The 15,148-nt window shown below is 63.5% G+C and carries 18 protein-coding genes; 16 read left to right on the top strand and 2 right to left on the bottom strand.

The window, feature by feature from the left end:
* Positions 1 to 5 precede the first annotated feature (5 nt).
* The 13 genes from BLU32_RS07485 to BLU32_RS07435 all read left to right on the top strand — a co-directional run bounded on the left by BLU32_RS07485 (position 6) and on the right by BLU32_RS07435 (position 9,619).
* Positions 6 to 1,268, top strand: coding sequence for a phage tail sheath C-terminal domain-containing protein (locus tag BLU32_RS07485; RefSeq protein ID WP_093805785.1), 1,263 nt, complete (start codon positions 6 to 8; stop codon positions 1,266 to 1,268).
* 17 nt (positions 1,269 to 1,285) lie between these two features.
* Positions 1,286 to 1,801, top strand: a complete 516-nt coding sequence (locus BLU32_RS07480) for a phage major tail tube protein (protein WP_093805783.1) — start codon at positions 1,286 to 1,288, stop codon at positions 1,799 to 1,801.
* 23 nt (positions 1,802 to 1,824) lie between these two features.
* Entirely contained in the window at positions 1,825 to 2,244 is a 420-nt protein-coding gene (locus BLU32_RS07475; RefSeq protein ID WP_093805781.1) for a phage tail assembly protein, read from the top strand.
* Entirely contained in the window at positions 2,241 to 2,366 is a 126-nt protein-coding gene (locus BLU32_RS21690) for a GpE family phage tail protein (protein ID WP_157727562.1), read from the top strand. Before BLU32_RS07475 ends, BLU32_RS21690 begins: the two co-directional genes overlap by 4 nt.
* A gap of 9 nt (positions 2,367 to 2,375) precedes the next feature.
* The gene (locus tag BLU32_RS07470; RefSeq protein ID WP_093805779.1) at positions 2,376 to 4,850 is read left to right on the top strand and encodes a phage tail tape measure protein; all 2,475 of its coding nucleotides are present in this window, start codon (positions 2,376 to 2,378) and stop codon (positions 4,848 to 4,850) included.
* Positions 4,851 to 4,853: 3 nt separating this feature from the next.
* Positions 4,854 to 5,279 carry a phage tail protein gene (locus tag BLU32_RS07465; RefSeq protein WP_093805777.1) on the top strand — a complete coding sequence of 142 codons (426 nt, stop codon included), beginning with the start codon at positions 4,854 to 4,856 and terminating at the stop codon, positions 5,277 to 5,279.
* The gene (locus BLU32_RS07460) at positions 5,276 to 5,530 is read left to right on the top strand and encodes a tail protein X (protein WP_093805775.1); all 255 of its coding nucleotides are present in this window, start codon (positions 5,276 to 5,278) and stop codon (positions 5,528 to 5,530) included. The genes BLU32_RS07465 and BLU32_RS07460 overlap by 4 nt, the downstream gene beginning before the upstream one ends.
* Positions 5,530 to 6,537: a phage late control D family protein gene (locus BLU32_RS07455; RefSeq protein ID WP_093805773.1), complete on the top strand. Its 1,008-nt coding sequence runs from the start codon at positions 5,530 to 5,532 to the stop codon at positions 6,535 to 6,537. The genes BLU32_RS07460 and BLU32_RS07455 overlap by 1 nt, the downstream gene beginning before the upstream one ends.
* A 153-nt stretch (positions 6,538 to 6,690) precedes the next feature.
* Positions 6,691 to 6,906: a Com family DNA-binding transcriptional regulator gene (locus BLU32_RS22535; RefSeq protein ID WP_371326959.1), complete on the top strand. Its 216-nt coding sequence runs from the start codon at positions 6,691 to 6,693 to the stop codon at positions 6,904 to 6,906.
* On the top strand, positions 6,857 to 7,072 hold the full coding sequence (locus BLU32_RS21685; protein ID WP_172838544.1) for a hypothetical protein: 216 nt from the start codon (positions 6,857 to 6,859) through the stop codon (positions 7,070 to 7,072). Before BLU32_RS22535 ends, BLU32_RS21685 begins: the two co-directional genes overlap by 50 nt.
* Positions 7,072 to 8,544, top strand: a complete 1,473-nt coding sequence (locus BLU32_RS07445; RefSeq protein WP_093805771.1) for a ParB N-terminal domain-containing protein — start codon at positions 7,072 to 7,074, stop codon at positions 8,542 to 8,544. Before BLU32_RS21685 ends, BLU32_RS07445 begins: the two co-directional genes overlap by 1 nt.
* A complete protein-coding gene (locus tag BLU32_RS07440; RefSeq protein WP_093805769.1) occupies positions 8,541 to 9,194 on the top strand; it encodes a trans-aconitate 2-methyltransferase in 654 nt (217 codons plus the stop codon). Before BLU32_RS07445 ends, BLU32_RS07440 begins: the two co-directional genes overlap by 4 nt.
* A 122-nt stretch (positions 9,195 to 9,316) precedes the next feature.
* The gene (locus tag BLU32_RS07435; protein ID WP_093805767.1) at positions 9,317 to 9,619 is read left to right on the top strand and encodes a hypothetical protein; all 303 of its coding nucleotides are present in this window, start codon (positions 9,317 to 9,319) and stop codon (positions 9,617 to 9,619) included.
* An 89-nt stretch (positions 9,620 to 9,708) separates the two neighbouring features.
* On the opposite strand, the gene BLU32_RS07430 is transcribed toward BLU32_RS07435, so the two are convergent.
* Positions 9,709 to 10,449, bottom strand: a complete 741-nt coding sequence (locus BLU32_RS07430; RefSeq protein ID WP_197673714.1) for a recombinase family protein — start codon at positions 10,447 to 10,449, stop codon at positions 9,709 to 9,711.
* 167 nt (positions 10,450 to 10,616) lie between these two features.
* Positions 10,617 to 11,090, bottom strand: a complete 474-nt coding sequence (locus tag BLU32_RS07425; protein ID WP_093805765.1) for a pyridoxamine 5'-phosphate oxidase family protein — start codon at positions 11,088 to 11,090, stop codon at positions 10,617 to 10,619.
* A gap of 705 nt (positions 11,091 to 11,795) precedes the next feature.
* On the opposite strand from BLU32_RS07425, the gene BLU32_RS07420 reads away from it, so the two are divergent.
* Genes BLU32_RS07420 through BLU32_RS07410 form a run of 3 tightly spaced genes read left to right on the top strand, consistent with a single transcriptional unit; the run spans position 11,796 to position 15,136 of the window.
* A complete protein-coding gene (locus tag BLU32_RS07420) occupies positions 11,796 to 12,596 on the top strand; it encodes a class I SAM-dependent methyltransferase (protein ID WP_093805763.1) in 801 nt (266 codons plus the stop codon).
* A gap of 24 nt (positions 12,597 to 12,620) precedes the next feature.
* Positions 12,621 to 13,706 carry a prephenate dehydratase domain-containing protein gene (locus BLU32_RS07415; RefSeq protein ID WP_197673713.1) on the top strand — a complete coding sequence of 362 codons (1,086 nt, stop codon included), beginning with the start codon at positions 12,621 to 12,623 and terminating at the stop codon, positions 13,704 to 13,706.
* Positions 13,706 to 15,136 carry an FAD-binding oxidoreductase gene (locus tag BLU32_RS07410; RefSeq protein ID WP_093805761.1) on the top strand — a complete coding sequence of 477 codons (1,431 nt, stop codon included), beginning with the start codon at positions 13,706 to 13,708 and terminating at the stop codon, positions 15,134 to 15,136. The genes BLU32_RS07415 and BLU32_RS07410 overlap by 1 nt, the downstream gene beginning before the upstream one ends.
* Positions 15,137 to 15,148 lie beyond the last annotated feature (12 nt).

The following is a 15,148-nucleotide window of genomic DNA, read 5'->3' as shown; positions in this document are numbered from 1 at the left end:
AGCGCATGCCCACGGCTCCCTTCAATCACGGCACCCGCGTTCTGCGGCTTGGCGAAAGCCCGCGCCCGATCGCCGTTTCCGATGTGTCGACGCTCGGCGCGCTCGTCACCGCCCCCGACGCCGACAACACGGCGTTTCCGCTCGACGAGCCCGTGCACCTCTACACCCATGAGACGGAAAAAATCGCCCTCCTTGGCGCGACGGGAACCGCGCTCGACGTGATCAACGCGGTGAAGGCGCAAGGGATCGAGGGCTCCATCGTCATGGTGCGGGTTGCCGAAGGCGTCGATCCCGATGCGACGCGCGCGAACATGGTCGGCGCGGCCTCATCGCAGACGGGCGTGCACGCGCTCACCTATGCGCTCGGGCATGTCGGCGTCGAACCGGATCTCCTGATCGCGCCTGGCTATGCCGCCGGGCAGATCGCCAGCGCCAAGAACCCGGTCGCCGATGCGCTGGAGCAGGTCGCGAAGAAGCTGCAGGCGATCGCCATCCTCGACACCGGCGGACCCGACCGCGACGCAAGCCTTGCCTACCGCGCCGACTTCTCCGACCGCTTCGCCTATCTGGTCGATCCGATGGTGAAGGTCGCATCCGGCGCAAATCTCGTCGTGAAACCGGCGGCTCCCTTCGCGGCCGGTCTCTTCATCAAGCGCGACAAGGAAAAGGGCGGACCGTACTGGTCGCCGTCCAACCAGGAGTGCGGCGGCATCCTCGGGATCGCCCGGCCGGTCTCCTACTACGACGGCGAGATCGACCACGAAGCGAACCTGCTCAACGAAAACGGCATCGCCACTTTCATTCCCGCGCGGCTGTCGCAGGGCGCCGGCGGCACGTTTGCCGCGAACGGCCGCATCCTGTGGGGCAACCGCACGACGTCCACCGATCCGCTGTGGCAGTTCGTCAATGTGGTGCGCACGCGTGCCCTGATCGAGAAGACCATCGCACGCTCCTTCCGCTGGGCAAACGACCAGAACCTGAGCCCGCAGCTCGTCATCGCGATCATGCGAAGCCTGGACCAGTTCCTCGACGAGTTGAAGGCGATCGGCGCGATCCTTGGCGGGTCCGTCTATTGGGACCGGGACACCAACACCAATGCCTTGCTTCGCTCCGGCAAGCTGCGCATCGAGTTCGACGCCGAAGAGGCCCCGCCGCTTGAAGATCTCACCTTCGGCTCGCGCCGCAACGAGGTCTATTTCGACCTGCTCGCGGATGAAATCGAACGCCGCATTTCCGTCTCGTTCGAACGCGTCGGCGAAGCCGCGTAACAGGAAAGGACCCGGCCATGTTGCCCATTCTTCGCGGCTTCACCCTGATCGTGAACGACAGTCTCAACCTCGTGATCGAGATCGAAAGCCTGCAGCTCCCCGGTCTGGAAGAGATCACCGAGGATTACCAGCCGGGCGGTGGCGACCTTCAGGTCCAGATCGCCGGTCTCGGCGTCAAGGCGCTGGAAGCCCCCTTCAAGCTGAAGTCGCATTCCGCCGGTGTGATCGGCCTCTTCGGCGGTCCTCCCGGCGTGCGCCACAACTTCACCGGCAAGAAGTTCATCGTCGACGAGATGGACGGGACGGAGATCGAGCACGCGATCGACATCACCGGCCGGCTGATCTCGGTCGCGGAAGAGGAAATGTCCGGCGGCAAGGCGTCCGGCTACGACCACAAGATCGGGTCGATCACGCAGTATTCGCACATGGCCGACGGCAAGGTGCTGCACCGGTTCAACTTCGCAAGCGGCGGCTGGATGGTGCGCAACGGCGTGCCCGTCAACGAAGGCCGTCGCCGCGTTCTCTTCTCCTGACCTTTCAAACCCGGAGCCTTCCCGTGAGCGATCCCGTGACCGAACCGAAGCGCCAGATCTCCATTCCCCTGGACTTTCCCGTCGACGAAAAGACGAAGGACGGGAACCGCACGCATTCCTCGCTCACCATGAAGCGTCCCCGAACCAAGCATGTGAAGAAGCTGGTGGTGCTTCTCGGCGCGGACTTCCCGGCGAAGCTTTTCGGTGCGGCCGGAACCGGCAAAGCTGCCGATGCGGCCGCCGACAAGGCGGCGGCCGAGGCGCTGGCGCTCCTGACCGAACCGGAGCGGCTGGACGCATTGACCGAGATCCTCGCCGACATGTGCGGCGTGCCGCCGACAGTGATCGACGATCTCGACCCCATGGATCTCTTCTCCGTCGGCCGGGCGACACTCGATTTTTTTCCCGCGCTCATGAGTGCGTTCGCGTCGCAGAGTTCATGAGCGATCTGGCGGCGGTGCATCACTGGCCGCCGTCCGAGATCGAAGCGCTCGACTGGTGGGAGTTGCTGGCGTACCGCCGCGATCTCCCGCGCGTCCTGAAACTCACCGGCCGGATCAACTAGGAGGCGCGCATGTCCGGCATGAATGTCTCGCTGCTGATCCAGTTCCTGACCAAGGGCGCGGACAAGGTCCGCAACGAGGTCGGCGGCATCCGGAAGCAGTTTCAGGAGCTGCGCATGGGGTTCTCCGGCGCGATCCGGCAAGGCTTTTCTGAGACCAACATCGACACCGCGCTCAACAACGCCGAACAGCGGTTGAGCCGCGCCCGCGGCCGGCTGATGGATGCGGTCGGCATGGCCGTCACTCTCGGTGCGCCGGTGCGCGCGGCGATGCAGTTCGAAGAGGCCTTCGCCGACCTCGAAAAGGTCCTGGATGCGCCGGCGCGCAAGCTTGCCGAGATCCGCCAGGGTCTGATCGGCATGAGCCGCGAGATCGCGCTGTCGTCGACCGGGCTCACGACGATCATGGCCTCGGCCGCACAGGCGGGCATTCCGACACAGGAGCTGGAGCGGTTCACCAAGGCGACCGCGCGTGCGGCCGTTGCCTTCGACATGGCGGCCGGCGAGATCGGGACCCGCTTCGCCAAGCTGCGCAATGTCTACAAGCTCAACCAGGACCAGCTCGAGCTCTACGCCGACAGCGCAAACCACCTGTCGAACAACATGGCCGCGACGGCGGCCGAGATTACCAACTTCGCCAATCGCGCCGCCGGCGCGCAGCGAACCCTGAGGCTGACGGCCGTCGAAATGAACGCCGTCGGCGCGGCGATGGTCGCGGCCGGCATCATGCCGGAGACCGCCGCGCGCGGCCTTTCCGCGCTTGCGAACCGGCTGGCGCAGGGATCGAACAAGGCGAAATCCGCACTCAAGACGGCAGGGCTTTCCTACGCGGGCTTCATGGCATCTCTGGAAGACGATGCGCCAGAGGCCCTTTCCGACCTGTTCGACCGGTTGTCGAAATCGCCCGACGGCATGAAGGCGTTGATCGATCTGGTCGGTCAGGACTTCTCCGACGACTTCTCCAAGCTCCTGAACAATCCGGACCTGTTGCAGCAGGCGTTCGAACTGGTTGGCGACGAGGCCGACTACGCCGGGTCTGCACTCGCCGAATACGAGAAGCGCGCAGAGACGACGCAAAACAAGCTGGAGCTTCTGCGCAATCGCCTTGCCGCGCTTGCCATCGTGCTCGGTGATCAGCTTCTGGAACCGCTCGGCCATGCGGTCGAAGGTCTCGGCGCACTGATCGACAGGGTGTCCGCCTTCGCGGAACGCCAACCGGAACTGACCGAGGCCATCGTCCAGGGCACGGGCGCGTTGCTTGCCTTCGGCATTGCCTCGCGACTTGTCGGCTATGCCCATGCATTGATCGCCGGCCCCTTGATCAAGCTGATCAGCCTGTTCTGGAGGTTCAGCGAAAGCGGCCGGAACGTCTCGCTGGTGGCGCGCTCGCTGCGAGGCCTGCGCAGCGCGGGACGCGGGTTCCGCTGGTTGGCGGCGCAGGCGGGTCTCTTCCTGGCATCCTTTGGCCCGAACAAGGTGAAATCGGCTCTTGCCGGACTGCGCATGCTGGCAACCTTCGGAAAGGGCGCGGCGATCGGCGCGGTCTTCGCCAGTCTGAAGACCGCCGCCACCACCGCGCTTGCGGCAATCTCGGCCGCCGCGTGGCCTGTGACGGCCGCGATCGCCGCTCTGGTCGCTGCTGCCTTTTTCGTCTGGAAGTATTGGGAGCGGCTGTCGACCGCCGTCTCGGGCTTCTTCCGGGGGCTGGGCGAGGCCTTCGCGCCGGAAATCGAGGCGGTCAAGGCCGCATGGAACGGCTTTGTCGACAGCGTCGCCGCGCGCGCTCGCGAGATCGCCGAGGCGATCGGGATCAACGTCGATCGGGTCGCGGAATATTTCGCCCGGATGTTCGATTTCTCCGGCGTCATTGAAGGGCTCTCAAAGGCCAAACAGGCGGTCGCCGACTTCTTCGGCTCGCTCTTCACGCAAGAGAACCTGAGCGACGCAAATGCGGCCGGCATCGAGGCCGCCGGCAAGCGGATCGGCGAACGGCTTGGCGGGGCGATCAAGGCCACGCTACGCGCCTTCGTCGGGTTCGGAACCGCGATCGTCGACGCCATCCTGGAAGGGCTTCAAGGGTCTTGGGAGCGGCTGTCGACATGGTTCCAGACGCAGGTGGATGCGCTCAAGGGGATGCTGACGTTTGATTGGCCGTTCGGTGGGGGCGGTTCTCTCCCTGATCAAGCGAATGATATCAAACAACGGCATGGCCTGAATGATAGCGGGGTTCAATCGCCTTTCCCATCCGCACCAGCCGACCCGATCCCGCCGCTGCAGAATTACATCGACAGCCTGCCGCCGCCGAAGGTCGAACAGGAGATCTCCGCCTCCGTCACCGACAAGCGGCCGCCGCAAGTCAATGTCACGGTCAACCAGTCGATCAGCGGCGTTGTCGATCCGGTCGCCGCCGGGCGCGCCGCCAATGCCGGTATCGAGGCCGCCGTGCGTCGCGGGCGAACCGGCGCGCTGCATGATGGAACGGAATAGATCATGGCCGTACCGCTTCTCGCCCTCGGACGCCACGTCTTCGAGATCCTGCCGCTCAATTTCCAGTCGATCGAGCGCGAGACCGAAGCGCGCTGGCCGGCGATCGAGCGCTTCGGCCGGGCACCCGGTCGCCAGTTCACCGGGATCGGCGAGAACCCGGTGACGATCACCGGGCTTCTCTACCCGGAAGAGTTCGGCGGCCGCGACGAGTTCGAAGCAATCCGGGCAACGCAAATAGCGGCAACGCCCGTGATGATGGTCGGCTGGACGGCCGAGACCGCCGGTCGCGTGTTCGGTCGCGTCGTCATCCAGCGCGTGTTCGACACCCAATCGATCATCTCGCGCACAGGCCTGGGCCGGAAGTTGGAATTCTCCATTGAGGTCGCGCCGCATGCCGGCGACGGCGCACCGGGAGGGCTGTTCAGATGACCGTACTCCCGGCCGAGACGGTGCGCGTCACCAAGCCCGACGCGACGCTCGATCTGATCGCCTTCGAAAACGCGTCGCAGCGGCTCGGCGATACGGCACGCGCGTCCCGGCTTGCGGGCTATGTCGAGGCGATCCTGGAAGCCAACCCGGACCTGGTCACAGCCGGGCCTTTGCTGCCCCTGGGAGCGACCGTGCACCTGCCCGAATGGCGGATCGTGGAGGACAAGCAATCCGTGAGGCTGTGGGACTGATGCGCGACAAGCCCTTCATCGAAGTGACGGTCGGCGGCAAGCCCGTGAACGCGGTTTTCTATGAGCGGTTGAGCACCGCAACAATCCGCGACGAGGTCGGCCAGGATGCAGACACGGTGGAGCTTGCGTTCGACGATGCCCGCAACGAGGTCGCAGCACCTGCGCCCGGCGCGCTGATCGCGGTATCCTTCGGGTTCCGGGGCGTCGGTTCCTGGAAGATGGGGCTCTACACGGTTGAGGGCCTTGCCTTCGAGGGCGGGCCGGACGGCGAGCGACTGACGATCTCCGGGCGATCGGCCGACATGCGCTCCGATCTCAAGGAACCCGTCTCCGAGCATTTCGACGACACAACGGTCGGGGACCTTGTCCAGGAGCTTGCCGGCCGGCATGGGCTACAAGCGGTCGTCAGTCCGGCGTTGGCCGGCGAGACGCTTCCCTATATCGCGCGGCTCGACCAGTCGACGCTGGATTTCGGAACCCGGGTTGCCGACCGCTTCGGTGCGCTCTTCGCCGTCAAGGACGGCAAGATGCTGCTGGTCAAACGTGGCTCCGGCTCCGCCTCCGGCTTGACCCTGCCGGCGCTCACCATTGCCAAGTCGGATTGTCGCGACTGGAGCTTCGATGTCGATCCCCGTCCCGAATACGGGTCGACCTCGGCCAAATGGTACGACCGGGAAACCGGCAAGACCGTGATCGAGACCGAACGGACCGGCATGCAGGGACCCGAGCGCCGTTTGCGCCATGCCCTGCCGACACAGGCCGAGGCCAAGGCGGCGGCGAAGTCCGAAGGCGAGCGGCTGTCGCGGGCAACGGGATCGGGCAGCGTCACGCTTGCCGGCCTGCCCGAAGCCCAGGCCGAAACGGATGCGCAGCTCACCGGCTTCCGCCCCGAGATCAACGGACGCTGGCGGGTGGCGAGTGTGGAACACAGCTTCGCCGACACCTACACCACGACCATCGAACTGGAAGCGCCGGAAGGCGGGAAGAAAAAGGAGGGGGAAGAGTAGAAGACACGCCCTGTGAGGAGCGGGGAGCCCGGAATGCGACTTCCGGACCGTGGGGCCTAACGCCAATCAGATCCCCACACGCTGCAAGTCAACCTCAACAGCGACCCCGCCGCTTCTGCTGACCGGAACGATCGGCAGCGGGGTTGTTTCTATGTGAGGTACAACGTGGAGTCCATCCGATGCGCAAGCTGCCGTCGTCTCTTGATGAAGGCGCGCCCGCGAGCGATATCTGACACGATCGAAATCAAGTGTCCGCGATGCGGCACGATCAATGCCTTGAGGCCTGTCGAGCCCCAACCCGAGCGCCAGGAGCGCGAAGATGGGACTAAGGCTCAAGATGGCCGGAACTTTCGAAAAACATCCTCATGACTATGACGTCTGCTCAACCCCTCCGATGGCGACTATCCGGGTTGGGCCGCATGTGTTCAAGCTGGAAAGAGACAGGTTCGAGCAATGGGAGAAGGAACTGGCGGCCGAGGTCGGGTTCGCACGTGAAGACATGGTGGCGGAAGTCAAACGGAGGCTTGGCCTGTGATGGAACTCGTCTCCCCTGAAACCGTCGTCGCCGACCCGCACAATCCCCGCAAGACAGACCCTGCAAGGCTGGAACTGGTGAGGCTCTCGCTGGAGAAGTTTGGCTTCCTGCTTCCCCTCTATGCGACCAACTCCGGCGTGCTTCTCTCAGGGCACCAGCGCGCCGTCGCTGCTCGTCAGCTTGGGTGGCAGCTGCCGGTCGTTTTCCGTCAAAAAGACGAGCGCGACGCCCACGGCGTGAACCTCACTTTTAACCGGGCCACAAACGACTTTCGGCTGACGGATACGGATCACAGCAGGCTTCCGATCGAGGCCCTCTTCTCTCGGCTTCAAGATCTGCCCGACGCGCCCGATCCGTATCCCTGTTTGACGATGGAGCAATGGAGTGTCCGGGAGCTGCTGTCGCGCAATGTGGACAGGTTCGAACGCTACGCCGCCAATGCGGCCCGGCAGCTCGCGGCCTACAACGTCCAGATGCCGATCGTCATTACGCCGCATGGCGATGTCTTGAACGGCGTTGGCCGACTGCAGGAAGCCTCGGCGCGGCGGCAGGACATGATCGATTGCGTTGTGCTCAAGCCCGACCAGGACGCCGATCTGGCGCGCTTCATCCTGAACAAACTCAGCATGGACTTCAGCTTCTCCGACGGGTTCAAGGACGTCCTGCGCAACAATGCCTTTCGGCGCGCGCGCCAGCGTCGCCGATCACTTGGAAGCGGCTACCTGTTCGCGTTCAGCGTCAAGCGCTGCCGCGACTTCTCCATTGGGAAACACCGGAAGGAGTTGAAGGCGCTATACGGCGAGCGCCTGCTCGACTTTGGAGCTGGCCAGGGCGATGAAGCCCGGATGCTTCGAAAGATTGGCGTGAAGGTCACGACCTTTGAACCCTATCGGGCGCCGGGGAAAAAGCCGACGGTCACGGCAGGCCGCCGATCAGCCTTCCGCTTTTTAAAGGCCGTTTCGCAGCAATTGCCATTCTCGTCGGTGATGCTCTCCAGCGTCTTGAACAGCGTTCCGTTTGAGACCGACAGGGAGCACGTCGTGACGATCTGCGCGGCCCTTTGCTCACCGGACACGACCTTGTTCGCCGCCGCGCGATCTCGCAAGGATCCGAATTGGAAGGAATGCTCGACCGGGATCGGCTTGGGCGAAACCTCTTCGCGCAGTGCCCGTTTTGTGTTGAGCGACGAACCGGGGCTTGCCGTCTCCGAACTGAACGCTGATCCCAAGATCCAGAAGTACTTCCAGCCGTCTGAGTTTGAAGCGCTCTTCGAGAGGCACTTCGGCGCGGTGACGATCGGCGAACACATCAACAACGTGACTGCGGTCTGCCAACGCCCACATCCTGTCAATCCAGCTCGGCTCCGCAAGGCTTTGGAGTTCGAGTTTGATCTTCCCTATGCGGACGGCCGCATGGGGCTGGTTGAAGAGGCGCTTGCCGCATTCAGCAAGCGGTTGGGAGTTGAGCTATGACGGATTGGACGTTCCGGGGGTTTGAAGGGGCTTTTGATGCGCACGTCCGTGAGCAACTGCCCTGGTACGAACTGGCATCGGATGCGGCCGCCCTGATCGCGAGGCACTACATCCCGAAAGGTGGGCTTGTCTACGATATCGGATGCTCCACCGGGAATGTCGGTCGAGCGCTGGCTGGTGTCCTGGAGGAACGGCAGGCGCAGCTGATTGCCCTTGATGAGTGCCCGGACATGGTTCGGGCCTATCAGGCTCCGGGGACCGCGATCTGTGCAGATGCAGCGACCTTCGATTATCAGCCTTTTGACGTTGCGATCCTGTTTCTCACGCTCATGTTTCTGCCGGTCTCACAACGATTGAAGTTGCTCGCCCATCTCAGGGCGAGCCTTAAACCGGGTGGGTGCATCGTCGTCTTCGACAAGAGCGTGACCGCGCCAGGCTACGAGGGCACGGTGCTCGCCCGGCTCACCTGGCACAACAAGCTGCAGTCGGGCGCAACGCCGCATGACGTGGCCGAAAAAGAGATGAAGCTGATTGGCGTTCAAAGGCCGATCGACCGCCGGGAAATAGATCCAGCGATCGAGGTGTTCCGCTTCGCCGACTTTGGCGGGTGGATCATCACACCCGAGATCAACCCGTGTCCTTCCGCCTAGATCGCACTCTTGGGCGGGAGGATCTTGCGACAGTGACAGGGGTCGTGAGAGGGTCTCTCGATTGACAGGTTGTAACGTCCCGACATTGCGCAAGGACCGACGAGACCATGATTTGCCGAACGATGATTGCAGCAGCCACCGGGTTGGTTCTGAGCGCATCGAGCCTGTTGGCCATGCCCGATGCCAGCACGATGAAGCGCCTGGAAACGGTCGCTTTCTATATCGGTGCTATCGACCATTGCCGGATCGATGTCGAGACGGATCGGTTGGAAGCCTACTTCCTTAAATACGACGCACTGGAACCTGTGACCTGGGGAGCTGTTGAACGCGCCATGTCGCAAGGCGCATTCATCCGCCATCAACCGGGCAGCTCTCACTGTGGACTTGTGGAGCGGATCATGAGGGCGGAAGGGATCATCGATTGAAGGTGGTTTGAGCGGTCTTCAAACGGCGCTTCCCGACCCGAAATCGGTTGCCATTTGATCTTGCGCGCTGTGCCATTTGTTTTTGCGCGCTACACGATCCGCGTGGCATCGGCCCGTGCCTGATCCCGAAGCGCGGTGAGGACCGAGATACGTTCGCCAAGGGCAGATTCGGCCGCGTCGAGCGAACCCGCCTCGATAGCGTCGTAGAGCCGCTTGAGGCGGTTGTCGGCTTCGGCTGCGCGCTGGTTCAACTCGGCAATGTGCTGGCTGCGTCGCTCGACGCCTTCCTGTCGGCGCCCCAGAAGCGAAGCGAGCACGACTTTGATCCGCTCTGGGTCCAGCAGCCTTTCCTCGATATGCTTGACCAGCATGCGGTCGAGCTTATCCATGGGGATCGCCCGGCCCTTGCAACCGGTTTCGCCCTGCCGCGCCCGGGTCGAGCAGGTATAGTAGCGATAATGGTCGTTCTTGCCGGTGCGTAGCGTCATCGCGCCTCCGCAATTGCCGCAATGGCAAACGCCGGTCAGCAAATTCGGGCCGCTGACGACGCGCGGCGGCGTCACCTTCTTATTGTTGACCTTCAAGCGGTTTTGCACGGCCTCGAACGTCTCAAGGTCGATCAGCGGCGGCACCGGGACGGTAACGATTTCTTCCTCGGGCTTCACCACCCCCTTGTTGGAGCGGCGATTGAACCGATGCTCACCCATATAGGTGCGACGCGTCAGGATGCGGTGAAGCTGACCGATGCCCCATCGCCCGCCGTTGCGGGTGAACATGCGATTGCTGTTCATATGGTTGACGATGTTCTTGACGCCCATGGGGCCGGACATGCCGCCGCTCTTTCAGAGCAAGGCGGAAGATCAGCCGCACCGTGTCGGCGTGCAGCGGGTCAATTTCCAGCTTCTTCTTCATCTTCGCGCCGCGCTGCTCGGCATCGACGACACGATGCGTGGCGGCATCGCCGACACGATGCGTGGCGGCATCGCCGCAACGAGGTTTAGAAATTCACCCGCCCGTGCTCGCCCACATCGGGCATGTTGCCGGTCACATGGGCCTTGGCGATTTCATAGAGATAGGCGGCGCCGCCATCGGTGGCCCAGATCTCGCCGTCACGGGGCGTGAATTTCACCAGCCGCACGGCATCGTCGTCGCGCCCGTCGGGGAACCAGGCGGCGGCCATGACGGACCAGAGTTCATCGAGCTTGGCGACGTCGTTGGTTTCCTCGAGCCTGCCGAAGATATTGGCGTAGAAATTCGCCTTGGGGTCGGCCACGTAGAATGAGGCCTCGCCGCCGGATTTCGCGGCACGGTCGGCGGCGGAGCCTGCGGCGGTGATGAACCAGATCGCGTTCGCGTCCTTGTCGGGCATGGGCGACATCGGCACCGGCCTCTCACTGTCCGCAGCCAGAAGACCCGCGCGAACGTCGTCGAGGCGTTTCCAGAATTCCTGCTTGAGATCGGTATCGGTCATAAACGTCCTCCTTGTCTTGTTGCCGGAGCTCGAACGCGGATCGTGTTGCGAACAATGTGAAAATGCTCCGGCGACACACTTCAGTCCCTGTCAGATGTTGGTTCCGCGCGCGAGGTCAAGGGTCTGTGATTTGTAGCGGGCGAGAGAGCATCTCGCGTGCGTTCGTCCGGCGCCGGCATTCCGGCACAATCGCGACCGCCCCTATGTCGATCATGATCCCGTCGATCTCATCAAGCACGCCTCGCCGGAGATCCGGCGCAATCCGCCAGATGCAGGACCAGGACGGGGTCCATGCGTTCCGCGTGAAACACGGGCGCTACCGCCGTGACGAGCCCGAATGGCGTGCAATCGCGGTCCGATTGCCTGAGAGGCCCGACCGAACCAATCCCTGATCGCTTTGCGGGCGTTTGCTCAAATGTTTTGCAGTGCAATAATTAATTGCATATTGCAATTGACATGCAAGCAGCCTGCTAATAATCCTGAGGTCACAAGGTTGAAATGAGCCGTCCGGACACGTGAAACGTGCCCCCTGCGGACGTTCCCGAACATGGTCGAAACCCATGCGGTTAAACGTCCAGGTTCTCAAAGCAGACCAAAACGCCGTCGCTCGAACCGGAGCGGAAGGCCAAAAAAATCTGGAGGAAATCGCGCAGCACTGTCGATGGCGAACGGCTGACCCGTTCCACGTTGAGAAGGACCAGAGTGATGTATGCCGATGCAAAAACAGCCTCCAAGTCCGTTGAATTTGTCGGGAAGCGCTCCTCTGACTACAGGGATGCCCTCTCCCATTATTCCAATGTGTGGCTGCCCGACATTGCCTGCATGAAGCGATGTCTGTCGCCTTTGCCCGCAGAGCGGGTTCTCGAGGTCGGCGCCGGAAACGGATATTTCAGCAAGGCAATCGCTGACTGCGTGGGACCCGACGGCCTTCTGGTCGCCAGCGACCCGTCGGTCGACCAACTTGCGGGGCTCGAGGCTGAAAGCGCGCATGGAAACATCCGTGTGGTCCCCGCCTCCGCAGATGTCCTCGACATTCCTTTCACCGGGTTCGATGCGGTCTGGAGCCGCGGCGCGATCCATCACGTCACCGACAAGACATCAGCGTTCACTCGTTTTGCCGAACTGGCCCGCCCGGGCGGACGGCTTGTGATCGCGGATATTTTTGCCGGCACGCCGCTTGCCCGCTATTTTGACGGGTTCATCGCGCGCAGTTGCAGCACGGGCCACGAAGTCGCATTCCTTTCGCATGAGTTCGCCGAAAGCCTGTGCGCGCTCACAGGTTGGGGGCAACCGACGTTCGACGAGGTGATCACGCCGTGGGAGTTCAGAAACCGCGAGGATATCGGCCGGTTCCTGCAACTCCTGTTCTCGGCCAAGCCCGACTATTCCGCAGACGACTGCCTTGCGGCCGCCGACCATTACCTCAGCGTGAGCGAAACCGCATCCGGCTGGGCATTGATGTGGCCGATGACGGTGATGACCGCCTTTCGCCCGGCGCATGGTTGACGGGTGATGGCAAGGACCCTCGCCATGCCGCATCCCAGAAAGACAAAGGGCTCCGGCGGCCTGCAGGGCGCGCTTCGAAAACGTGGCCCGCGCCAGGACCGATCGCGGCCCGGGCTGCGGGTTCGCTCCCTGCGCGGTGACGATGCCGAACTCCGGTCGTTGCGCATGGACCACGCGCGCCTGCGATTGCCCGCGGCGCCCTCGGTCAGCCGGCTCGACCCAAAGACCGTCATGTATCACGGCAGCGCCGGCGCCTTTGCCCATATCGCGAGCCAGAAGGCCTTTCCGGACGCGCGCAGCATAGCGTGTGAAAATCTCTTCGAGGTCATCGACGCGGTGCGTGGCGGGCGGGCCGAGGCGGCTGTGTTGCCGTGCGAGAACATTCTCGCCGGCAGGGTGCCCGACATCCACATGCTGCTGCCGGACATCGGGCTGACGATTGTCGGCGAGATCTTCCTGCCGATCGAACTTCACCTGGTGGCACCACACGGTTGGTCTCTTCAGGACATCAAGCGGGTGCATTCTCACCCCGTCGCGCTCAAACAGATCCAGCGCTTTCTGGCCGCACACGGGCTTTCCCCCGTTGAGGAAAGCAATACGGCGACCGCGGCGGCCCTGATCAAGCAAAGGGGCGACCGGGGCGCTGCGGCCGCCGCGTCTGCTCTCGCCGCCGAAACCCACGGGCTGACAATCCTGACGCGCAATATCGAGGATATCCCCTTCAACATGACGCGCTTCTATGTGCTCGCGGCAAAGCCGGTCATGCCGGCGCCTGAGCAGCGCGATATCATGACCAGCCTGCTGTTCGAGGTGCGCAACACCCCCGGGGCGTTGTTTCGGGCCGTCGGCGGCTTTGCCGACAACGGCATCAACCTGACCCGGCTCGAAAGCTACCTCGTGGACGGTCAGTTCGTCGCCACCCGGTTTCTGTGCGAGTTCGAAGGGCACCCTGACCAGACCCGGGTGCAGCGGGCGCTCGCCGCGCTGAAGCTCCAGACCACCCGGCAGACCATCCTGGGCGTCTTTCCGATGCATGCCATCGGCTCGCGTGTGCGCGCCCGATCCGGTCGGACGTCGCGCGCCGACACCGTGCACGGGAACCGGTCGTAATGGCGAGGCCGCGCGCTCTTGAGACGGTCTCCCGGGACGCGCTGGATGCGGTTCTCGTCATCCTTGGGCCCCGGCTCGGGGATCGCCTGACCACGGCGATGCCGGTGCGCGACCAGCATGGGCGCGACGCCAGCTACCTTCCCGCCGCGCCTCCGGACGCCGTTGCCTACCCGCGCGATGCCGATGAAGTCGTCTTCATCGTCACGACCTGCCATGCCCATGGCGTGCCCGTGATCCCCTTTGGCACCGGCACGTCGTGCGAGGGTCATGTGGCCGCTCTTCGGGGCGGGATCTGTCTCGACATGTCGCAAATGGATGCCGTCGGTCAGGTGAGCTCCGCCGACCGGACCTGCCGGGTCGAACCGGGTGTCACGCGAAAGACCCTGAATGCGTTCCTTCGAGACAGCGGGCTTTTCTTTCCCGTAGATCCCGGCGCGGATGCTTCCATCGGCGGCATGATCTCGACCCGCGCTTCCGGCACCAACGCCGTGCGCTACGGCACGATGGCGGATCATGTCGTCTCGCTGGACGTGGTGCTGGCCGACGGAACGCTGGTGCGGACATCCAGTTTGGCCCGCAAGTCCGCCGCCGGATACAATCTGACCCAACTGATGGTCGGGGCCGAGGGGACCCTTGGCGTCATCGTCGCCGCGACTGTGCGTCTCCATCCAATCCCGGAAGCGGTCGAGACCGCACTGATTGCCTTCCCCTCCTCCGCGCTCGCTATCGAATGCGCAATCGCCATCATGGGATCCGGCATTCCGGTGGCCCGCATGGAGTATCTCGACGACGTCCAGATCCGCGCCGTCGAGCGGTATTCGAAGCTCGGGTTGAGCGACGGCGATACGCTCATCGTGGAATGCAGCGGCGATCCCGACAGCGTTGCCAGGCAGATGACCTGGATCACCGAGATCGCCTCCGACTTTGCTCCGCGAAACATCACCACGGCGCAAAGCCCGGAGGATCGCAGCCGGATCTGGAAGGCGCGGCATGACGCCTGGTGGGCGGCCATCGCCTTGCGCCCGGGCGCGAAAGGGATTCCCACCGACAGTTGCGTGCCCGTTTCGCGCCTTGCCGAGGCGGTCGCGGCCGCCCGAAAGGACTGCGCGGAGCTTGGCGTCACCGCACCGATCTGCAGTCATGTCGGCGACGGCAATTTTCACCTTTGTGTCGTCTTCGATCCCGAAAACGACGCCGAAGCAAGACGCGTCGATACGCTGCTCGAACGCCTGTCCCGGCGGGCGATCGCCCTCGGCGGAACGATCACCGGTGAGCACGGGATCGGTTACGGCAAGCGTGCCTATCTGGTCGAGGAACACGGCCTTGCGGGTCTGCAGGCAATGGCGGCGATCAAGCGTGCCCTTGATCCGCGCAACATCATGAATCCGGGAAAAATCCTCGAACCAGGCGACGCGTTGCCGTTCGAATGAAGGGGAGGACAA

The organism is Stappia sp. ES.058, assembly GCF_900105595.1.
In the GTDB taxonomy this organism is placed as follows: Bacteria; Pseudomonadota; Alphaproteobacteria; order Rhizobiales; family Stappiaceae; genus Stappia.
The sequence above is the reverse complement of the archived record's forward strand: the minus strand, read 5'-3'. Positions and strand labels throughout refer to the sequence as shown.